Consider the following 18193-nt stretch of genomic DNA (forward strand, 5'->3'; position numbering starts at 1 on the left):
GAAACGCCCACTGACTCATCGCACTGGATGACATACATGGTCGACATCTACGGGATGCGATATGATTCGGGCACTGATTAATTATAACCAAAACCTCATATTTTTTAATTAGCTAACAATCAATAATCATCAATCGCTTGCACTAAGGGCAAGGGATCGATGTGCTTTCCTATGCCGGGAACCCCACCATTGACTCAGCTTGCCACCCTGCCCGACCAACTGACCAAACTGCTGGAACTGCCTAGCCTGGCCATTTCAGTAGCCGACGGCGACGTGCAGGATAACCCCTTGATTTACATCAACGACGCTTTCGAATGCCTGACCGGATTTCATCGCGACGAAGTAATTGGCCACTCCTGCCGGTTTCTGCAAGCCACTGATACCGATCCGGAAGCGATCAAACAGCTACGCATCGCCATTGAACGAGGCACTCCGATCACGCTGACGTTGAAAAACAGGCGCAAAGACAAAACGGAGTTCTGGAATGAGCTCAGCCTTTCGACGATACACACCGAGTCGGGTCGTCGCTACGTGGTGGGGGTTCAGCGCGATGTCAGTCATCGCGAGCTGGCCTGGAAGCAAATGGAGCTGACGCAGGCGGTCTTTCACAACACTCACGACGGCATCCTGGTCACTGATGCCAACAAGCGCATCATCGATACCAACCCTGCCTTCACTCGCCTGACCGGTTATACCCAGGCAGAGGTATTGGGCAAGCGCCCCAACTTGCTGTCGTCGGGCAAGCACGACTCGGGCTTCTATCAAAGCATGTTTGCCGCCGTCGAAGAGCGAGGCTTCTGGACCGGAGACATCTGGAATACGCGCAAGGATGGCAGCCAACTGATCGAGAACACCACTATCTCGGCTATTCACAATGACGATGGCGAGATCATCAACTACATAGGCGTGTTCCGCGATATTACCCAGCGTCGTTTGAACCAGGCACGCTTGGAGCGCATGGCAAGCTACGACACCCTGACGGGCCTGTTCAATCGCGGCCATTTCAATATCTTGCTGGAGCGCCAACTCGCGAGCCTGGAGTTCACCCAAACCGGCATTGCCGTTTTGTTTCTTGACCTCGATGACTTCAAGCCAATCAACGACACCTTTGGCCATGCCAGCGGTGACGAACTGCTGGTGGAGATCAGCCGTCGGCTCAAGTACCTGATGCGCGCCAATGACCTGACGGCCCGCTTCGGCGGTGACGAATTCGTCATTGCGCTGAGCGGGCTCGGCACGGCCGAAAAGGCGCGCAAGGTCGCTAAAAAGGTGCTCGACGATATTGTCCAACCCCATGTTCTCGAGAGCGGCGAACAGGTAACGATCTCCGCATCGGTGGGCATCGCCTTTACGACCAGTAGCGAAACGACAAGCTCGGCGCTGTTAGACGCCGCCGATGCCGCCATGTATGAAGCCAAGCAGCAAGGCAAGAATTGCATTGCCGTCGCCGATTCTCGACTCACCGAGTCAATGGCCGAAGATGCGCACATGCGGATCAAAGCCGCCTTCGAGCGAGGCGAAATCGAGCTTTTTTTCCAACCCGTTCTGTCCCTGGCGACGAATGAGATCATCAGCTTCGAGGCCTTGGCCCGTTGGCGACACCCCGAAAAGGGGGTCCTTGGCCCCCGGCACTTTATCGACACCATCATCCACTCCTCGATGAGCCTGCCTTTCGGGCGCTGGCTCATCGACCAAGCGGCTCAAGTAGCCAGTCTGTTGCGCCGTCAAGGCTATCATGCCTTGATCGGCGTCAACCTGAGTCAAGACCAGATAGAAACAGGAGCCTTCATCGAGGCCTTGTCGGCCACCCGGCACCGCTATGATCTCAGCGCACCATTCCTGATTGCTGAAGTGCTCGAATCCACGCACTTCCATGACCAGGACTTGGCCTGCAGCTTACTTAATGAGGCGCGCAACCAGGGCGCACACATTGCCCTGGATGACTTCGGCTCCGGCATTTCCTCGATCACCTACGCCAGCCAGCTGCCTCTGCACACCATCAAGATCGATCGCAGTGCAGTGATGCACCTGGATACGCGCCCAGCTCAACACCAGTTCATCAGCGGGATCGTCGCCATGGGGCACGCCATGCAACGCGAGGTACTCGCTGAAGGCATCGAAACCGAAGCCCAACTGACAAGCATCCGGGAATTGGGCTGCGACATGGCCCAAGGCTACTGGATTGGCAAGCCCATGCCCTTGAGCGAGCTACAGGAACGCTACCTTAGCGCCACGGCGTCTCCCCGCTACCCGCTGCGCAAGCTATGAGCCTCAAGATACGGGTTTATCTCGTGCCATCAGACGCTTATAATGATCGCCCTAACGACGCCCCCTTAGCTCAGCTGGATAGAGCAATCCCCTCCTAAGGGATAGGTCGAAGGTTCGAATCCTTCAGGGGGCGCCACTTCTGGACCTCATCGTCACTCCTCTGACGCCTGCCTCACACATCGCAGTAATTGCCTCGTTGGCATTGCTTGCAGTGAACCCAGCGTTGACCGTCTTCGTTCTTGATCATGAATACTGGCGTCTCGCCGCCGTCAATGTCATGAACACGCTCAACGACGGGGTGGCCGTGATGATCGTTACGGCAGGTGATACGATAGCCACCGTCAGGCAGCAGCTCGATACTGGTGTACTCATCATGCGGCATTGAATCCCCCTATGCGTTGAGCTCTCGATGCCAAGTATGGCAGGAGACCAGGCCCTCGCCCTATTCAACTCAACTATTCAATTCACCTCAACTTGGCCAATCAGGCTGACACCTGGCTCTCGATGGTCCGGTTACGTCCCTTCCGCTTGGCCTGATAGCTGGCGTCATCGGCACGAGCCAGAATCTCGTCGATCGATGTATCAGTAACGAGGAAACACGCAGCGCCCAGACTCAAGGTGACACGATAGTCTTTGCCCTCCGCCGATACGCTCAGGCCTGCCACCGTCTCCAGCAGTCGACTTGACACCGTTCGCGCCTGTGCAAGAGTGCAGCTCGGCATGAGGATTGCAAACTCATCCCCCCCTTGACGAGCCACATAATCATTCTTGCGCACGAGCGGCGTAATCGCGCCGGCAATGGCCCGCAGCATCTCATCGCCCAACGCATGGCCACCTTCGTCATTGATCGGCTTGAAGTGATCTAGATCGAAAATCATCAGCACAGACTGCTGGTCCCGCTGCTGCCATTCGATCAAGGCCTCTTCAAGGCGACGCTCGAAGCCTCGGCGATTGAGCAGCCCCGTGAGGGGATCATGCTCAGCCTCCCAACGCTGCAAGGCCTCTTGCTCTCGGCGCAAGGTAATATCCTTTACGGATCCTACATGCCCCAGCAACGCCTGCTGCCTGAGCACCTGGCCGACATGAATCTCAAGCCAGAGCACCTCACCATCGGGTGACACGTAACGCACCTGGCGCAGGAAATCGCGGCCGTGACGCATGGCATCGCGCCACAGGTCAACGAAGTCGTCGCGGTCTTCGGGGTGAATATGCTGCATCCAATTTTTACTATGGAGATCGTCGCCCTTGTAGCCAGTCAATTCAGCCAGCGCGGGATTCATGTACTCCACCTCGCCATCGGGTGACGCCACGAACATGCCCACCGGCGACGAAGCCAGCACCGCATCGAGGAAAGCCTGGCGCTCATGAAGGCTGGCGGTAGCTTCTTCGGTCTGGCACTGAAGGCGGTTAAATGTCGTCGCCAGCTGGCTCAATTCGCTCATTCTCGTGTGGATCTTGACCCGCTCGCGCTCTCCGCTGGCCACCTCGCGGATCTGGCGCTCCAGGCGGCGCAAGGGCTTCAGAACAAGCTTCAGCAACCACCACAAGAGCGGCAGCATTAGCACGATGGTCACCAGGCCCACCCACCATAGTTTTTCCACCAGTTGCCCAATGGGTGCCTGCACCTGAGACATCGGCCGGACAACCTTGACGACCCACCCCGCATTCCATGCCTGGGCATAGGCCTCGAGGGATTGCCGGCCATCGGCCATGAAGCCCTGGCCGGCGCCTTGCCAGCCCAACAGCGCCATGTCGAGAAGCCCTTCCCCATTCTGATTCTCGTATTCATCCATGACCCGGCTATTCTTTGGATGCGACAGCACGGTGCCTGAGGCACTGATCAGGGAAGCAAAGCCGTCAGTGCCGATGCGAATACGCCTGAGGCTATCGAAGAAACTGCTGGTCTCGACGTTCACCGCACCAATCAGTTGACCGGCAAAGCCTCCTTTCTCATCCTCAAGAGGCACTGTCACCGTCACGAACGGTTTGCCAGAGGCTTTACTTAGAAGCGGATCGCTGACATAGGGCCTACCCACGGCACGAGCAAAACGAAAGTAGTCGCGATCCGTGACGTCGACGCCATTCAGGCTTTCAAGATAGGGATAGCTGGCGGTGATCTTGCCCTCTCGTGAGACAAGCGCCAGGCGGTCGAACAGGGCAAGCAACGGGGGGCTCGTGATCATTGCTTCGCCAGATGTACTCGCAAGCCGCGGACTGATGCCATCTGCAAGGCGTTCAAGTGCTTCAATTCGCTGCTCGATTGAGCGGTCAACCTGACGGGCGACCAGCCCGGCTTCATAGTTGAGGTGGCTGATATTGGCCTGACGAATTAGTTCACTGCCCGTCAGATAGGTAAACGCCAGCGTCGCGACGACCAATACACTCCAACCGATGCCGATCCACAGCATGAGGCGGGAATGAAGCGTGCCCAAGATTCGCATCATGCCGGTGCCACCCACTAAACCCTTAAAACGAATTGGCACTTTATCATGAACGCCATCATGAAATATTCTCCCACCTTCTTATGCTAGCTGATGAGAGCGCAGATGAAACACCGCTTTCCTGCCGAAAGGCTGACGCTTCGAGTAACCTAATGGCGCCTTAGCTACCATGAGGAGCATGGCTGACTAAACGCCTTCGCCACATGCTGGGTGCTTGTCATATAAAAAGGCCTGCCACTATGGCAGGCCTTTATCTTTCACTGCATTCACCTTGATGCACTATCAAACAGCGCAAGATGCATCGACTGGGCTTCAGTCGAGCTGCTTGACGCGCAGCTCGTAGTTGTTGACGCCAGTCATCGCCGAGCCAAACTTCTGGCCATTGACCCAAATACGGTATTGGCCGGGCTCGAGGCGCGTTTCGAGATCGACATCGCCATCGAAACCCTCTCCCGCATCGCGGGCCACCACGTTACCGGCCTGATCCCGCACCTCGAGCTCGATCCGGTAGGTGCCTTCATAACCGGTCGGGTAGGTCGAGGTGGTAATCGCCACGGCACCCGCGTTCTGCACTTCGAACGACAGCACCTCACCGCGCGCGCGAATCTTCACATCGGTGACGATGGTCTGAAAGGTTTGTGCCTGAGCCGCCGCGGCAGGCGCAGCCGGCTGTGATGGCTCTTCAGGCGTCGCGGAAGCTTCCGGGGCTTCAGGCTGGCTCGGCCGGCCCGCTTGGCTAGCAGCCGTCGCGGCTGGCGCCGCCAGGGCAGTCACCGCATCATCGTCATTCACGAAGGCACTGCGATTGCCATCGCGATCGACGCTCGTCGTGACCGTGCCGCCATCATCCAGCACATTGGTACGATTGCCCTGATCGTCGATACCCACCACGGTGACATAGTAGCTATTGCCCTGAGAGCCCTTGGACCCATACTTCTGCCCCTCGACCCGCAGCACATAGTCACCGGGCTCGAGGCGCTTGCGCATGTCCAGGCCACCGTTCTGGCCCAGGGCATCGGCGCGGGCAATCACCCCCCCATCGCTATCGAGCAACGTCGCCTTGAGCCGATAGTCTTCCGACTGGCCACCGGGCACATCGCTCTCGAACCGATAGTCGCCGGCCGTATCGACGCTGAAGGCATGCTCGTACACGCGGTCATATTGAAAACTCTGGCTGCGAGCGTCGCTCTCCGACTGCAGGAAACCGGTCAAATCCATCGCTTTGCCTTCCTCACGAAAGCGATCTTCGACGGCACTGGCCAGGCTGACACTGCTGATCAGCGAAAGACCAAGGGCGACCAGCACCCCGCTGACAATGGGCTGTTTCATGGAACCTCTCATCAAGACGAAAAAAGCCGGCCCAAGGGGCCGGCTTTCGTTATATAAGCCTGAGGCTGCGGGGTCAAACCCCAAAAGCGAAAGACTTAGAACAGGTAGGTGATACCGGTAGCAACGCCGTCGCCTTTGTCGTTTTCGCGGTCGTCAGTAGCAACCTCGACGTAGGTGTACATGGCGCTGGAGATGTTGTAGGTGGCACCCACAACGACTTCGTCACGATCGTCGATGTTGTCTGCGTCGTAGCTGACGTTCTGGTAAGCGCCGTAGACGTCGCCCATGCCATAGCCGTAACGCGCACCCAGTGCGGCAAAATCGATGTCGCTATCGTCGAAATCAGAGTCGAAAGTTTCGTACTTAGCGGCAACACGCAGTGCACCCATGGTGTACTGAGCGGTCACACCATACTGGTCGCCGAACTTACCGTTTGCTTCAGGAGCTGCGGCCTGTGTGATGGCGCCGGTGTCCGGATCAACAGAGAATTCACCATTACCACCGCCGTTACGGCTTTCGAAGGTGTCGAGGTTGTCGTAGACAGCCGCGATGGAGAAGGCACCCGCGGTGTACTTGGCGCCGCCGAAGAAGGAAGCATCGCCGGAATCGGTGACGTTCTCGCCTTCTGCGTTACCCTTGTACTGGGTACCAACGGCAAACTGCAGGCCGCCGAAGGACGGAGAGGTGTAGGTCAGCTTGTCGGTTTCGACGATGCCGTTATCGACCGCTTCAGAGTAGGAATCGGAAACGTTGAAGTATTCGTTGTTGGTGATCGGATCCTGGATCCAGTCGTCGATCAGCGGATCGTAGGAGCCGAGACGCACGTCACCGAAGGAACCCTTGGCACCGACGTAAGCCTGGTCGCCGGAATCGCGGCCAGCGGTCTTCATTTCATCGGCCTTGAAGTCGTCGAACTCGAGCTTCAGGTAACCGGTTACGTCGCTGGTGATGGCGTGCTCAGCGGCGAAGCCGAAGGTAGAACCGTTGTCACCAACTTCATCTTTGGAGTCGCCGTTTTCGTCTTTGACGTTGGCGTAAACCATCTGGATGTTGCCGTAGATGTCCAGCTTGGTGCCGTCCTGGTTGTAGACGGTAGCAGCGGAGGCAGAGGCGGAAACTACCATGGCGCCGGCGATAGCAGTCGCTAAGAGTGTCTTTTTCATCGCGATAAGTCCTTTGTGTGACTAGCTTCAGGTTTCGATCGTGAGTGCTGCTTAATGCAGCCGGCCTTTCGGTTTTTCCCGCCTGGGCTTATTTGCTTAATCCCCAAGCGTCTATCCGATATTGGCCTTGTTATAATCCAATGCTCGCAGGCAAACCATATACCGGGATTTTGCGGAGTGCAACAAGAAAAAACACTGTTTTTAATCTCGATGCACAAAGCACATGGAACGCTTTCTGCTGACTGCTGTCCTCTCGCGGGTCATTCAGCGGCTCGAGAGTGGCACGCCAGTGTGACAACCCGATGACGTTCAGCGGCGCCCATCATGCACAGGGATCACGTCAACGCAAAGTCGTGCTCATCAACGCTTTATCGACTTTCGCGTATTTCAGCGTGAAGAGTGCTTGGCAAGCAGCGCTCCCAGCTTGCGCTCCAGGCGCTCGGCGGGAGCCTCTGACGATGAGCCGGCAACGGCCGTTTCAGATGACGCCGCAGTAACCTCTTGGCGCGGGGCGCCTTGGCGTGAAGCAGCGTCGCCGCCCGGCGCGCTTCCTAGGCCTGTACTCCCCTGCTGGCGCCCTGGCGGCTGGCGCTTTTTCCCACCACCTTGCTTGTTGGCGCCATTCTTGTCGGCACGCTTGTTATCAGCACCCTTCTTATCGACCCGCGGCTTGCCCTCAGACGACATGGCTTGGCCTGAGCGCTCTGCCTGCTGCTGAGCTCGCAGTTCCTCGAGCTTCTTGCGCGCATAGCGTGCCTCGCCTTCGGAAACCGGGCCGGCGGCCTCGCCGTCAAGCCCGGCCCGCTCGGCGCCCTCTCGCACCGCCTTGAGATAACGGGGCAGATGCACGTAGCAAGCCAGTGCGCGACGCACCAACTTTTCCGGCCAGGGCTCGCGGGCCAGCAGATCTTCGTGAATACCGACCTTCAGAGGCCGGGTGTGGCCTTTGAAAAAGGCATCCGGGTAGCGGCGGTACCATTGACTCAGAAGCGCTTGAGGGGATGGAGCCTCGCCAATCGGCAGAGAGGTCTGAGCACTCCCATCGTCGGCTTGCGCATCGCCAACTTGGTCAGCTGCGTCGACTTCTTCCGCGGCTGGCTCTTGCTTTGAAGGAAAAGTGTCGGAGACGTCAGGAGCACCGCCAGATGAAGCGGCTAGACCAGGTGTCGCATGAAAGACCGGCGAAGGCGCCTCTTCTTGGAAGGACGGCTCCTGGAAAGCCGCTTCCTGTGAAGGTGGTCCTTGGGGCGCCGGCCGAACGCGGTGGGAAAGCAAGGCGGCCAACCCCTGGCTGCGGGGGTGCGCATGGCCATCGGCGGTGTGCGGTGCGCGCGCAAACTTCTCTTCCAGCTCGCGACACTTGGCCTCAAGCGCCTGGTGCTTGAGGGCTAACTCATGGTGCTGCTGTTCCAGCTCATGAGCTTGGCGCTCAAGCTCATGGCTGTAATCTTCGAGCTCACGATTGCGAGCTTCGAGCCGGCGATTCTGCTCCCGAAGCGCCGCCACCCGACCTCGCGCGCTCGCCAACTCGTTGGCCTGGGCTGTGGCACAGGCTTCAAGCGTCGCCAGCAAGGTGGCGGTACGTTCATTGTTCAAGGCATGCCCCTCCATGCGCGGCTCACGGTAATGGGCCAGTTCACTTGACCCGACCAGAGAGGCCGTATGCCGGCCGCTCGAAGGCGGACCTGGAAAACCCGGCCCGACGCTGACCAGGGCCACTCTGGGCAAGTGTGTGCCACCCTGGCCTTTCTGACAAACGATGCAGGGCTCGACGACAAGCCGATGCACGCGTTCTCACAGCTAATCGTCAGGCTCTGCCATGCCAGCCTTACACCGACAATGCCCGCGCTGGCAGGTGCTGACACTGAACGGCAGCGCTAGACGCGCCGATACTCGCAGAAGGCATAGGCCGGCTGCCCTTCTGCAGGCGTGCCCTCGACAGTCTGCTCCCGCCGCCACGAAGGCCCCTCGAACTCGGGAAAGATGGCGTCGCCCTCGAGAATGATATCGACTTCGGTCAGGTAGAGCCGACTGGCGTACGGCAGAGCCTGAGCATAGATCTGGGCGCCGCCCATCACCATGATTTCCTCAACGCCATCGATGATCGCCTGCTGGTCGGCGAGGTCCAGGGCACTGGCCAAGTCATGACAGACGCTCACCCCGGGATGCTCGAAGGACGGGTCGCGGGTAATCACGATATTGCGACGCCCCGGCAGCGGCCGACCTATCGACTCGAAGGTCTTGCGGCCCATGACAAGTGGCTTGCCCTGGGTCATGGCCTTGAAGAACTTGAGATCCTCGGGCAGATACCAGGGTAGCTGGTTATCGACTCCGATCACCCGGTTACGGGACATGGCAGCGATCATCGCCACCGGCACCACGGTCTCGATCGATTCTATCGCCTCTCTGGCATCACGCGTGGTCGTATCGCTCATACTGCCACCTTGGCCTTGATATGGGGGTGCGCCTCATAGCCATCGATGCGAATGTCCTCGAAGCGGAAGGCGAACAGATCATCGATCTCAGGGTTGAGCCAAAGCGTGGGCGCAGCCAGGGGCGTTCGAGACAGCTGTAGCTCGGCCTGCTCCAGGTGATTCGAATACAGATGTGCATCTCCCAGCGTATGCACGAACTCCCCCGGCGCGAGGTCGCAGACCTGAGCCATCATCTGCGTCAGCAGTGCGTAGCTGGCGATATTGAAGGGCACGCCCAGGAAAATATCGGCACTGCGCTGATAGAGCTGGCAGGAAAGGCGACCGTTACTGACATAAAACTGGAAGAGCGCATGGCAGGGCGGCAGAGCCATCTCGTCGACCAGCGCCGGGTTCCATGCCGAGACGATCAGGCGACGCGAGTCCGGGTTATGCTTGATCTGCTCGACTACCTTGGCGATCTGATCGACATGCCCACCCTGTGGATGCGGCCAGCTGCGCCATTGATAGCCATAGACCGGCCCCAGGTCGCCGTCCTCATCGGCCCACTCGTCCCAGATCCGTACGCCATTTTCTTTCAGATAGGCGATATTGGTATCGCCGGCCAGGAACCACAAGAGCTCATGAATGATCGAGCGTAGGTGCAGTTTCTTGGTAGTCAGCAGCGGGAAGCCGCGGGCCAGATCGAAACGCATCTGGTGGCCAAATACGCTCCTGGTTCCAACGCCGGTGCGATCATGCTTGATTGCGCCATGTTCGAGCACATAGCGCATCAAATCCAGGTAGGGTTGCTCAAGCGCCGGGGCGCCGCAGGCTTGATCATTCAGCTCAGTCTGAAGAGCCGTCTCATGCGCGTCGTCTGACATCACGGTATCGCCGAAGGTTGTGACAAAAGGCGTAGTGTACTGAGTCAGCGAATCAGCCGCCAACCCCAGGGCAAGCAGCGACGCCAGAATGAAACACCTTCGCGGCTGCACCTAGGTTAAGGCGCACGCCGCTCAGGCGCTCGCCGGCTCGGTCTGGCGGGCATCATCCACCGGGCGATGACGCGACCACAGCATCAGCAACCCGCCGGCCAGGATCATCGGCAACGACAGCAGCATCCCCATGGTCAGCCAGTTCCAGGCGATGAAGCCAAGCTGTGGGTCGGGTAGCCGCACGAACTCGACCAGGAAGCGGAAACAGCCGTAGCAGGCCAGGAAGAGTCCCGACACCAGGCCGCGACGTCGCGGTGTCGCCGACACCCACCACATGATGGCAAACAGCACCGCCCCTTCGAGAAGGGCCTCGTAGAGAGACGAAGGGTGACGAGGCGCCGGCCCCATGCCGGGGAAAGGCATCCCCCAGGGGAGGTCGGTCAAGCGACCGGGGAGCTCGGCATTGATGAAGTTACCGATGCGCCCGGCACCAAGGCCAATCGGCACCAGCGGCGCGACAAAATCGGTCAACTGGAAGAAGGCCAGACGGTGCTTGCGGGCAAACAACAAGGCCGCCACGAGTACGCCAAGCAGTCCGCCGTGGAAGCTCATGCCGCCGTCCCAGACCTGGAACAGCCAAAGCGGGTCGGCGAGCAGCCGATCAAGGCCATAGAAGAAGGCATACCCCAGCCGACCACCCACCACGACACCGATGGCGGCATAGAAGATCAGATCACCCACATCATCACCGGTCAGTCCTACTCGGCTGGCACGACGGCGGCCTAACCACCAGGCGGCAATAAAGCCGATCACATACATCAGGCCGTACCAGTGAACCTTGAAAGGGCCTAGGGCGATGGCGACTGGGTCGATCGAGGGGTAATTCAGCATCATGCATCCAGGTGAATTAAGGGAGTGAGGGGTCAGGGCGTGGTTATCTGGGGTTGATATCAAGGCTTGATATCAGAGAAAGGCCGGAGAGTGAATGGCACGTCAGCCAGACGCTCGCCCCAGCTCCGGCAGCCAGCGCCGGATCATCTTGATCAGGGCCTGCGGACGATAGGGCTTGGCCAGGTAGTCGTCCATGCCGGCGGATTTAAAGTTCTTGCAGTCGGCCTCGCTGGCATTTGCCGTCAGGGCGATCAATACGCTTCGCTCACTCTCGCCACTTTCGGTCTCGCGTAGCGTCTCACGTGCTCGCCAGCGACGGCTGGTCTCCAAGCCATCGAGCGACGGCATGTAGATATCCATGAACACCAGGTCGTAGAACTGCTCGGCGGCAAGTTTCAGCGCCTCTTCGCCGCTCTCGGCCACATCGACGTCGAAGCCCTCGGCCTCGAGCACATTACGCGCCAGCATGCTATTGACCGGGCCGTCATCGACGACCAGTACCTTGGGCCAATGCGGCCCCTTGTCAATTTTTTCAGCGGCCCCAGCAGGCTGACCCAACAACTCCGGCATTGGTTCCGAAAGGCTCGTGACCAAGGCGGTAATATCGGCCAAGCGCTCACGCAAACGCTCCTGCCCCGGAGGCGCGCCAGCGTCGCTGAAGAACTGGTTGAGCTCCTGAATCATGGGCTCGAGCTCACGCTGCAACAAGGTCATATAGGTCGACTTGAGTCGCGAGTCTTCGCGGGCGCGGTCACGCGCCTGGACCAATTGACCGGCATAGTCCGGCGCACTATCCAGGGGCTCGAGCATGCATAGTTCATGGTCATGATGGTCGCGCAGTGACAGCATGCGCAGGCCATGCCAACCGCCCTTGCTATCATGCAGCCGCACCTTGGCCCAGCCGGCACTGGAGGCTTCGCAGCGCAACATGCACTGGGCGCTCAGGCCCTTGATATCGCTCTTACTACAACCCATCAGCTGCTCAAAGGCCGTATTGGCATCTACCAGTACATCATTACGCATCATGAAGGCCGGGACCGACAAGCCTGCCAACATCTGCTCCAATTGAGGGCGCTCGGTCAGCCTGCTCAGCAAGGTATCGAGGCTATCGAGAAGGGATTCCAAACGCGTCACAGGGCTCCCCGCCGGCACAGCCCCCAAGCGGACGCGCTTGGGCTTGAGCCAGTTAGGTAGCTCTTTCTGGACTTCGCGTAGCAGCCTTTCGAGGCGCTCATAGGGCACGCTGAGATGGGTTTCCCAGCGCTGCAGACGGTGGCGAATCATGACGAGAAAAATACTGACGATAAGCCCAGTGCCCACCAACAGCACCAGCAGCAATACGGTTAAGGCAAGCGACGTATTCTGCACCGAGAGCGATGCAGGCCATATCGTGAACCAAGCCACGGCACATAGCGTCACCAATGATGCTTCTGCTAGCAACAGTGGCCATAACACCGGCCATATCAGCCGCCGCCACAAGCTATCTGGGCGCGTTTCCACTCGCATTGACTGCCTTTTCGGTTCGTCTGACCAAGATAGGGTGAGTGTACGTGGCTGCGGGAACCCTGTCATGAAACCGATTGCCGCTGTCGGCAATCGCCTACATACAATGCATGCCTCCTATCATCTATTGCCTTCTTATTGCCTCTCTGCCAAGCACCGCTACGGTTAGGGTGAAGACAAGCGCATGGGCAGAAAAAGACACCAGGATAGCCACACGGGCATCGGGCTTTGCGGCTTCAGCGTCGCAGGGTAAGGTAGCGCAATGTGCCTGATCGCTTTCGACTACCGACCCCAAGCCTCTGCCTGGTTGCACCTGGTGGCCAACCGCGATGAATCCTTTGCGCGACCCAGTGCGCCCTTAGGGGCATGGCCCGAGGAGCCGGACATCATCGGTGGCCGCGACCTGGTCGCTGGTGGCAGCTGGTTCGCCGTGCACCGCCGGGGACGCTTTGCTGCCGTAACCAATGTCCGCGATCCCGCCACCGAGTCTCCACCCGACGGCCCCAGCCGAGGACATCTGGTACCCGAGGCGCTGAAGACTGACGACCTCTCGGGTTGGCTCAATGCCCTGGCGAGCAGCGAGGCCTATCGTTACGCGGGTTTTAACCTGTTAGTAGGCGATCACTCAGGCCTCTGGCATCTGCACCGCGGTCGGGGCGCCATTCAGCTAAACCGGCTGACCGCAGGCCTTCACGGCCTCTCCAATGCAAGACTCGACACACCCTGGCCCAAGCTTACCCTTGCGCGCCAGGGACTGGCCGACAGCCTCCTCGACGGCGGCTGGCCACAATCGGCGCTGGCAGTAATGCACCGGCAATGCCTCGACATCGACGATCAGGCACTGCCCGACACCGGGGTCGGCCTCACCCTGGAGCGCCAGCTGGCGCCTCCCTTCATTCTTGGCGAGACCTATGGCACCCGTGCCACTACTTGGCTGGAATGGCACCAGAACGGCCACCTCGAGCTCAGCGAGCGCCGCTTTGGCCCGAACGCCAGCAACCTCGGCGAGACACATCTTTCGCTCTCGACAGAGCACTGGGACAGAACGCTGCAGGCGTAACCTCTCGCCGCCTTTGCCGGGCTCGTCGCTTGGTCGCGCTGCTATGTCAGGCCGCACAGCTGAGGGCGTCTTGGCCCACTCGATAAACCGGCCTAGTCCCTGGGCGGAAGCAGGTGTGCAAGCTGCCACTCACCCAGGCGGGCATTGAGGTGGATGCGCACCGCCGAAGGCGTCGACAGCGACAGGGTTTCCTTGACCAGTCCCCGGGCCGCCGGCAACGTCACGCGGCGAATGGCGGCTCGCACACGCGGTAAGCTGGGAGCATTCATCGACAGGGTATCGAAGCCCATGCCCATCAACAGCAGTGCACCGGCCGGGTCCCCGGCCAGCTCGCCACAGACAGACGTCGGCACACCAAGCGCCGAGGCTTCATCGGCCAGACGCGCTAGTGCGGACAAAACTCCCGGATGGCAAGGATCATAGAGCTCGGCCACCCGCGGGTTGTTGCGATCCACCGCCAGCAGGTACTGGGTCAGGTCATTGCTGCCGACCGAGAAGAAATCGACACGTTCGGCCAGCGCCTCGAGCTGAAAGAGCGTGGCCGGCACTTCGATCATCACGCCAATCTGCGGGCGTTCGATCAGCATGCCATCTTCTTCTAGCTCGGCCTGGGCTCGGTCGATCAGGCGCAGAGCACTGTCGACCTCCTCGACGTTGGTGATCATCGGCAGCAGGATCTGCAGGTTATCCAGGCCATGAGATGCCCGCAGCATGGCGCGCAGCTGGACCATCAACACCTCGGGGTGATCCAGCGTCACTCGGATGCCGCGCCAACCAAGGAAGGGGTTGGCCTCCTCGATGGGGAAATAGGGCAAGTCCTTGTCGCCGCCGATATCCAGGGTGCGCATCACCACCGGCAACGGCGCGAAGCTCTCGAGCTGGTCGCGATACAGCCGAGTCTGCTCCTGCTCACCGGGGAAGCGCTCGGTGATCATGAACGGCACTTCGGTACGATAGAGCCCCACCCCGCTGACACGTGGTTTGAGTGACGCTACCGCATCCACGGCCAAGCCGGTGTTGACCATGAGCTTCATCACATGGGCATCAGGTGTCTCACTGGGCAGGTCCTGCTCGTGTTCGAGCACCTCGGCCAGAGCCTCTTCCTCGGCGATCAGGTTCTGATAGTGCCGGCCGAGCTCCTCGGCGGGACGCACGAACAGCCGGCCACGGTGCCCATCAAGTATCACCGGCGCGCCGTTGAGGCGCGTCAGCGGCAGATCGACCATGCCGAGCACTGTCGGCACGCCCATCGCCCGGGCCAGGATCGCCACATGCGAGGTACTGGAGCCGCGGATCGATACCAGGCCGGCGAGCTTGCCGCGAGGAACCTCGCCCAGGGTCGCCACGCTGATCTCGTCGCCGACCAGGATGGTACGCTCGGGATAGGTGGAGGGAGTGGACGCGCTTTCTTCCTGAAGGTGTGCCAGCACACGCCGCCCCAGATCGCGTACGTCGGCGGCGCGCTCACGCAGGTAGTTATCGTCGACTCGCTCAAGGTACTGCACATGGCGGCGCACCACGTCGGCCAGAGCGCCGGGCGCCCACTGCCCTTCGCGGATGCGCTTCTCGACCTCCTGCCCGAGCGCCGCCTCGCTGAGCATTTGCTGATAGACCTCGAACAACGCCAGCTCCTGAGCACTGATCCGGCTAGCCAGGCGTTCGCCAGTGGCACGCAGTTCATCACGCACCTTGAGAATCGCCTCCTTGAGCCTGGCGATCTCGTAGTCGATATCGGTAGGAATCAGGTCAGGAACGCTGTCCAGGTCGGCGGGAGGAGCAATCACCACGGCGTCACCGATCGCCATGCCTGGCGAAGCGGCAACCCCGGTGAACATGGCCTGACCGTCGGCCCTCACCGGACGGCTCAAGGCGCCGGTGGCCAGCGCATGGGCCAGCACCCCGCCGAGCTGGGCCGCCATGGTCACCAGGAAAGCCTCATCGCCCTCGTCGTAGCGCCGTTTGTCCTGCTGCTGCACGACCAGCACGCCAAGCATGCGGCGCTGATGGATGATCGGCACGCCGAGGAAACTCGAAAAGCGCTCTTCGCCGGTTTCTTCGAAGTAGCGAAAATGCGGATGCGCCGGGGCATCTTCCAGGTTGAGAGGCTCCTCGCGCTGACCGACAAGCCCTACCAGGCCTTCGCCCAGGGGCATGCTGACCTGCTTCACGGCACGCGAATGCAGGCCAATGGTCTCCATCAGCACCAGGCGCTCCAGCTCGACGTCGTAAAGATAGAAAGAACAGACGTCGGTGCGCATGGCCTTGCGGATGCGACGCACCATGGTCGAGAGCGCGGCATCGAGATTGCGCGCCTCGTTGACCTCTTGGACGATACGACGTAGCACGTCGAGCATGAGCGTTCTTCTTGTCATTGTCGGTTTGAATTGCAGCCGGCTTGAATGTCGGCGCCCGGCCCGGGGTCAGTCGCCCCCCAGAGCCAGTCGCTGTGCGCGGGGGGCCAACTCGCGCAGGGCGCGGCGATAGACCTCTCGCTTGAAGGGCACCACTTGCCCCAGGGGATACCAGTAGCTCACCCATCGCCAACCATCGAACTCAGGCTTGGGGGTGGTATCCATGCAGACCCGACTGTCGGTACAGCGGATCCTCAGCAAAAACCACTTCTGTTTCTGGCCGATGCATACCGGCCGTGAATGGGTTCGTATCATGCGTCGTGGCAGACGGTAGCGCAGCCACCCTCGGGTACAGGCGAGCAGTTCGACATCGGCTTCGGTGAGGCCGATCTCTTCTTCCAGCTCCCGGTACAGGGCCTGTTGCGGTGTCTCGTTGGCCTGGATGCCTCCCTGGGGAAACTGCCACGCATTCTGTCCTACCCGACGCGCCCAAAGCAGCTGGCCCTCGTGGTTGGCAATGATAATGCCAACATTGGGGCGAAAGCCGTCAGCGTCGATCACGGACATCACCTTATGAATCCAATATTGAAGCCATTCTTCCACAAAGCTGGAAAGGGCATCAATACACTTCACAGCGCCCGCCTGCAGCGGTGTTCAATGCCGAACCACTCTGCAATAATCCGCCTCTGATTCAGCTGCCTCCCGGCGACAGGTATATGCCCTGCGGCGCAAGCCCTTTTGGCGCAAACCCTGTCGTCCATCGCCAACACTACAAGGAGTGTGCCTTGAGCCTGGCCATCTTCGATCTCGACAACACCCTGATCGGCATCGACAGCGATCATGCCTGGGGAGAGTTCCTGCTCGAACAGGGCGCAGTCGACCCGATTGCCTACCGGGAGGCCAACGAACGTTTCATGCGCGACTACGAGAACGGCACGCTCGACATGCATGCCTTCCTTGAAGTCGCCCTCAAGCCGTTGGCCGAGAACACCCCCGAGCAACTGGCCGCCTGGCACCAGCAGTTCATGGCCAGCAAAATCGAGCCAGCCATACTGACGCGCGGCGAAGAACTAGTGGCACGCCACCGTACGCGGGGTGACACCCTGCTGATCATTACGGCAACCAATCGCTTCATCACCGGCCCCATCGCCGAGCGACTGGGTATCGATAACCTGATTGCCGTCGAGCCGGAAATTCACGACGGGCGCTACACCGGCCGTGTGACCGGCACACCAAGCTATCGAGAAGGTAAGGTCGTGCGCCTTGAGCAGTGGCTCGAGGGGCGCGGCGTGACCATGGACGGCGCCTGGTTCTATAGCGACTCTCATAACGATCTGCCGCTGCTGGAACAGGTCGACCATCCGGTGGCCGTCGACCCCGACCCCACGCTGCGCCAGCACGCCCTGGACCAGGGCTGGCGCCTCATCAGCCTGCGCTGACTCCCCGGCGCCCCAAGGCGCGCCCTTCCGCTCACGTCCATACCGCCCTGCTCGGCCATGCTTCTCTCGGTGGCCAGATAGGGCGGCGCAAACAAGGTCGGCAAGCCAGAGCAGCAATGAAGGGCAGCAAGCGCCCGCCCTGGGCCCAGCCGGCTACTGCCTCCCCTCACCCGCCCGACCTCCTTCAGTAACCTATCACCCTGCCGATAGCACGGACCGGCATGGCGTTTCGACAATTCATGGCTATGATGAATTTTATCCATTGGTGCAATGCAGCAAATATTGCCTGTCCTAAAAAGCCAGCAAGCCCCTGATTTTTATGCAATAAATTGCAAAACATGAACCCAAGGTATTCCTTATAGGGTTCCTCTTCAGCATAAAGTCGAGCTTTGGGATGGA

14 protein-coding genes and 1 tRNA gene are annotated in these 18193 nt (G+C 59.9%); 4 read left to right on the top strand and 11 right to left on the bottom strand.

Annotation, left to right across the window (positions count from 1 at the left end; translation table 11 throughout):
• Nucleotides 1-189: 189 nt before the first annotated feature.
• Complete coding sequence (locus BCL93_RS07645; protein ID WP_181463056.1) at nt 190-2268, top strand: putative bifunctional diguanylate cyclase/phosphodiesterase; 2079 nt, start codon at nt 190-192, stop codon at nt 2266-2268.
• A gap of 59 nt (nt 2269-2327) precedes the next feature.
• A tRNA-Arg gene (locus tag BCL93_RS07650) sits at nt 2328-2404 on the top strand.
• A gap of 36 nt (nt 2405-2440) precedes the next feature.
• Here the strand turns inward: BCL93_RS07650 and BCL93_RS07655 are convergent.
• The 9 genes from BCL93_RS07655 to BCL93_RS07700 form a co-directional block, all read right to left on the bottom strand.
• A complete protein-coding gene (locus tag BCL93_RS07655) occupies nt 2441-2650 on the bottom strand; it encodes a hypothetical protein (RefSeq protein ID WP_112054686.1) in 210 nt (69 codons plus the stop codon).
• 100 nt (nt 2651-2750) lie between these two features.
• A complete protein-coding gene (locus BCL93_RS07660; RefSeq protein WP_146742469.1) occupies nt 2751-4712 on the bottom strand; it encodes a diguanylate cyclase domain-containing protein in 1962 nt (653 codons plus the stop codon).
• A 309-nt stretch (nt 4713-5021) separates the two neighbouring features.
• Nucleotides 5022-6038, bottom strand: coding sequence for a hypothetical protein (locus tag BCL93_RS07665; RefSeq protein ID WP_112054688.1), 1017 nt, complete (start codon nt 6036-6038; stop codon nt 5022-5024).
• 95 nt (nt 6039-6133) lie between these two features.
• Nucleotides 6134-7201 (bottom strand): porin, encoded by a 1068-nt coding sequence (locus tag BCL93_RS07670; RefSeq protein WP_112054689.1) that lies wholly within the window; start codon nt 7199-7201, stop codon nt 6134-6136.
• Nucleotides 7202-7588: 387 nt separating this feature from the next.
• Entirely contained in the window at nt 7589-8797 is a 1209-nt protein-coding gene (locus BCL93_RS07675) for a ProQ/FINO family protein (protein ID WP_258396099.1), read from the bottom strand.
• Between the two features lie 281 nt (nt 8798-9078).
• Complete coding sequence (locus tag BCL93_RS07685) at nt 9079-9636, bottom strand: dihydrofolate reductase (protein WP_112054691.1); 558 nt, start codon at nt 9634-9636, stop codon at nt 9079-9081.
• Nucleotides 9633-10406, bottom strand: a complete 774-nt coding sequence (locus BCL93_RS07690) for a thymidylate synthase (protein ID WP_258396123.1) — start codon at nt 10404-10406, stop codon at nt 9633-9635. The genes BCL93_RS07685 and BCL93_RS07690 overlap by 4 nt, the downstream gene beginning before the upstream one ends.
• Nucleotides 10407-10631: 225 nt before the next feature.
• Nucleotides 10632-11441, bottom strand: a complete 810-nt coding sequence (gene lgt, locus BCL93_RS07695) for a prolipoprotein diacylglyceryl transferase (protein ID WP_092522170.1) — start codon at nt 11439-11441, stop codon at nt 10632-10634.
• Between the two features lie 102 nt (nt 11442-11543).
• A complete protein-coding gene (locus BCL93_RS07700; RefSeq protein WP_181463057.1) occupies nt 11544-12845 on the bottom strand; it encodes an ATP-binding response regulator in 1302 nt (433 codons plus the stop codon).
• A gap of 361 nt (nt 12846-13206) precedes the next feature.
• On the opposite strand from BCL93_RS07700, the gene BCL93_RS07705 reads away from it, so the two are divergent.
• Nucleotides 13207-14004 (top strand): NRDE family protein, encoded by a 798-nt coding sequence (locus BCL93_RS07705; protein WP_112054693.1) that lies wholly within the window; start codon nt 13207-13209, stop codon nt 14002-14004.
• 92 nt (nt 14005-14096) lie between these two features.
• Here BCL93_RS07705 and ptsP read toward each other — a convergent pair whose 3' ends face one another.
• Complete coding sequence (gene ptsP / locus BCL93_RS07710) at nt 14097-16358, bottom strand: phosphoenolpyruvate--protein phosphotransferase (RefSeq protein WP_112054694.1); 2262 nt, start codon at nt 16356-16358, stop codon at nt 14097-14099.
• 66 nt (nt 16359-16424) lie between these two features.
• Nucleotides 16425-16916: an RNA pyrophosphohydrolase gene (locus BCL93_RS07715; protein ID WP_092522785.1), complete on the bottom strand. Its 492-nt coding sequence runs from the start codon at nt 16914-16916 to the stop codon at nt 16425-16427.
• Between the two features lie 224 nt (nt 16917-17140).
• Between BCL93_RS07715 and BCL93_RS07720 the strand changes: the two genes are divergently transcribed.
• Nucleotides 17141-17794: an HAD family hydrolase gene (locus BCL93_RS07720; RefSeq protein ID WP_112054695.1), complete on the top strand. Its 654-nt coding sequence runs from the start codon at nt 17141-17143 to the stop codon at nt 17792-17794.
• Nucleotides 17795-18193: the final 399 nt, after the last annotated feature.

The sequence above is a fragment of the Onishia taeanensis genome (assembly GCF_003268885.1).
Lineage (GTDB): Bacteria > Pseudomonadota > Gammaproteobacteria > Pseudomonadales > Halomonadaceae > Onishia > Onishia taeanensis_A.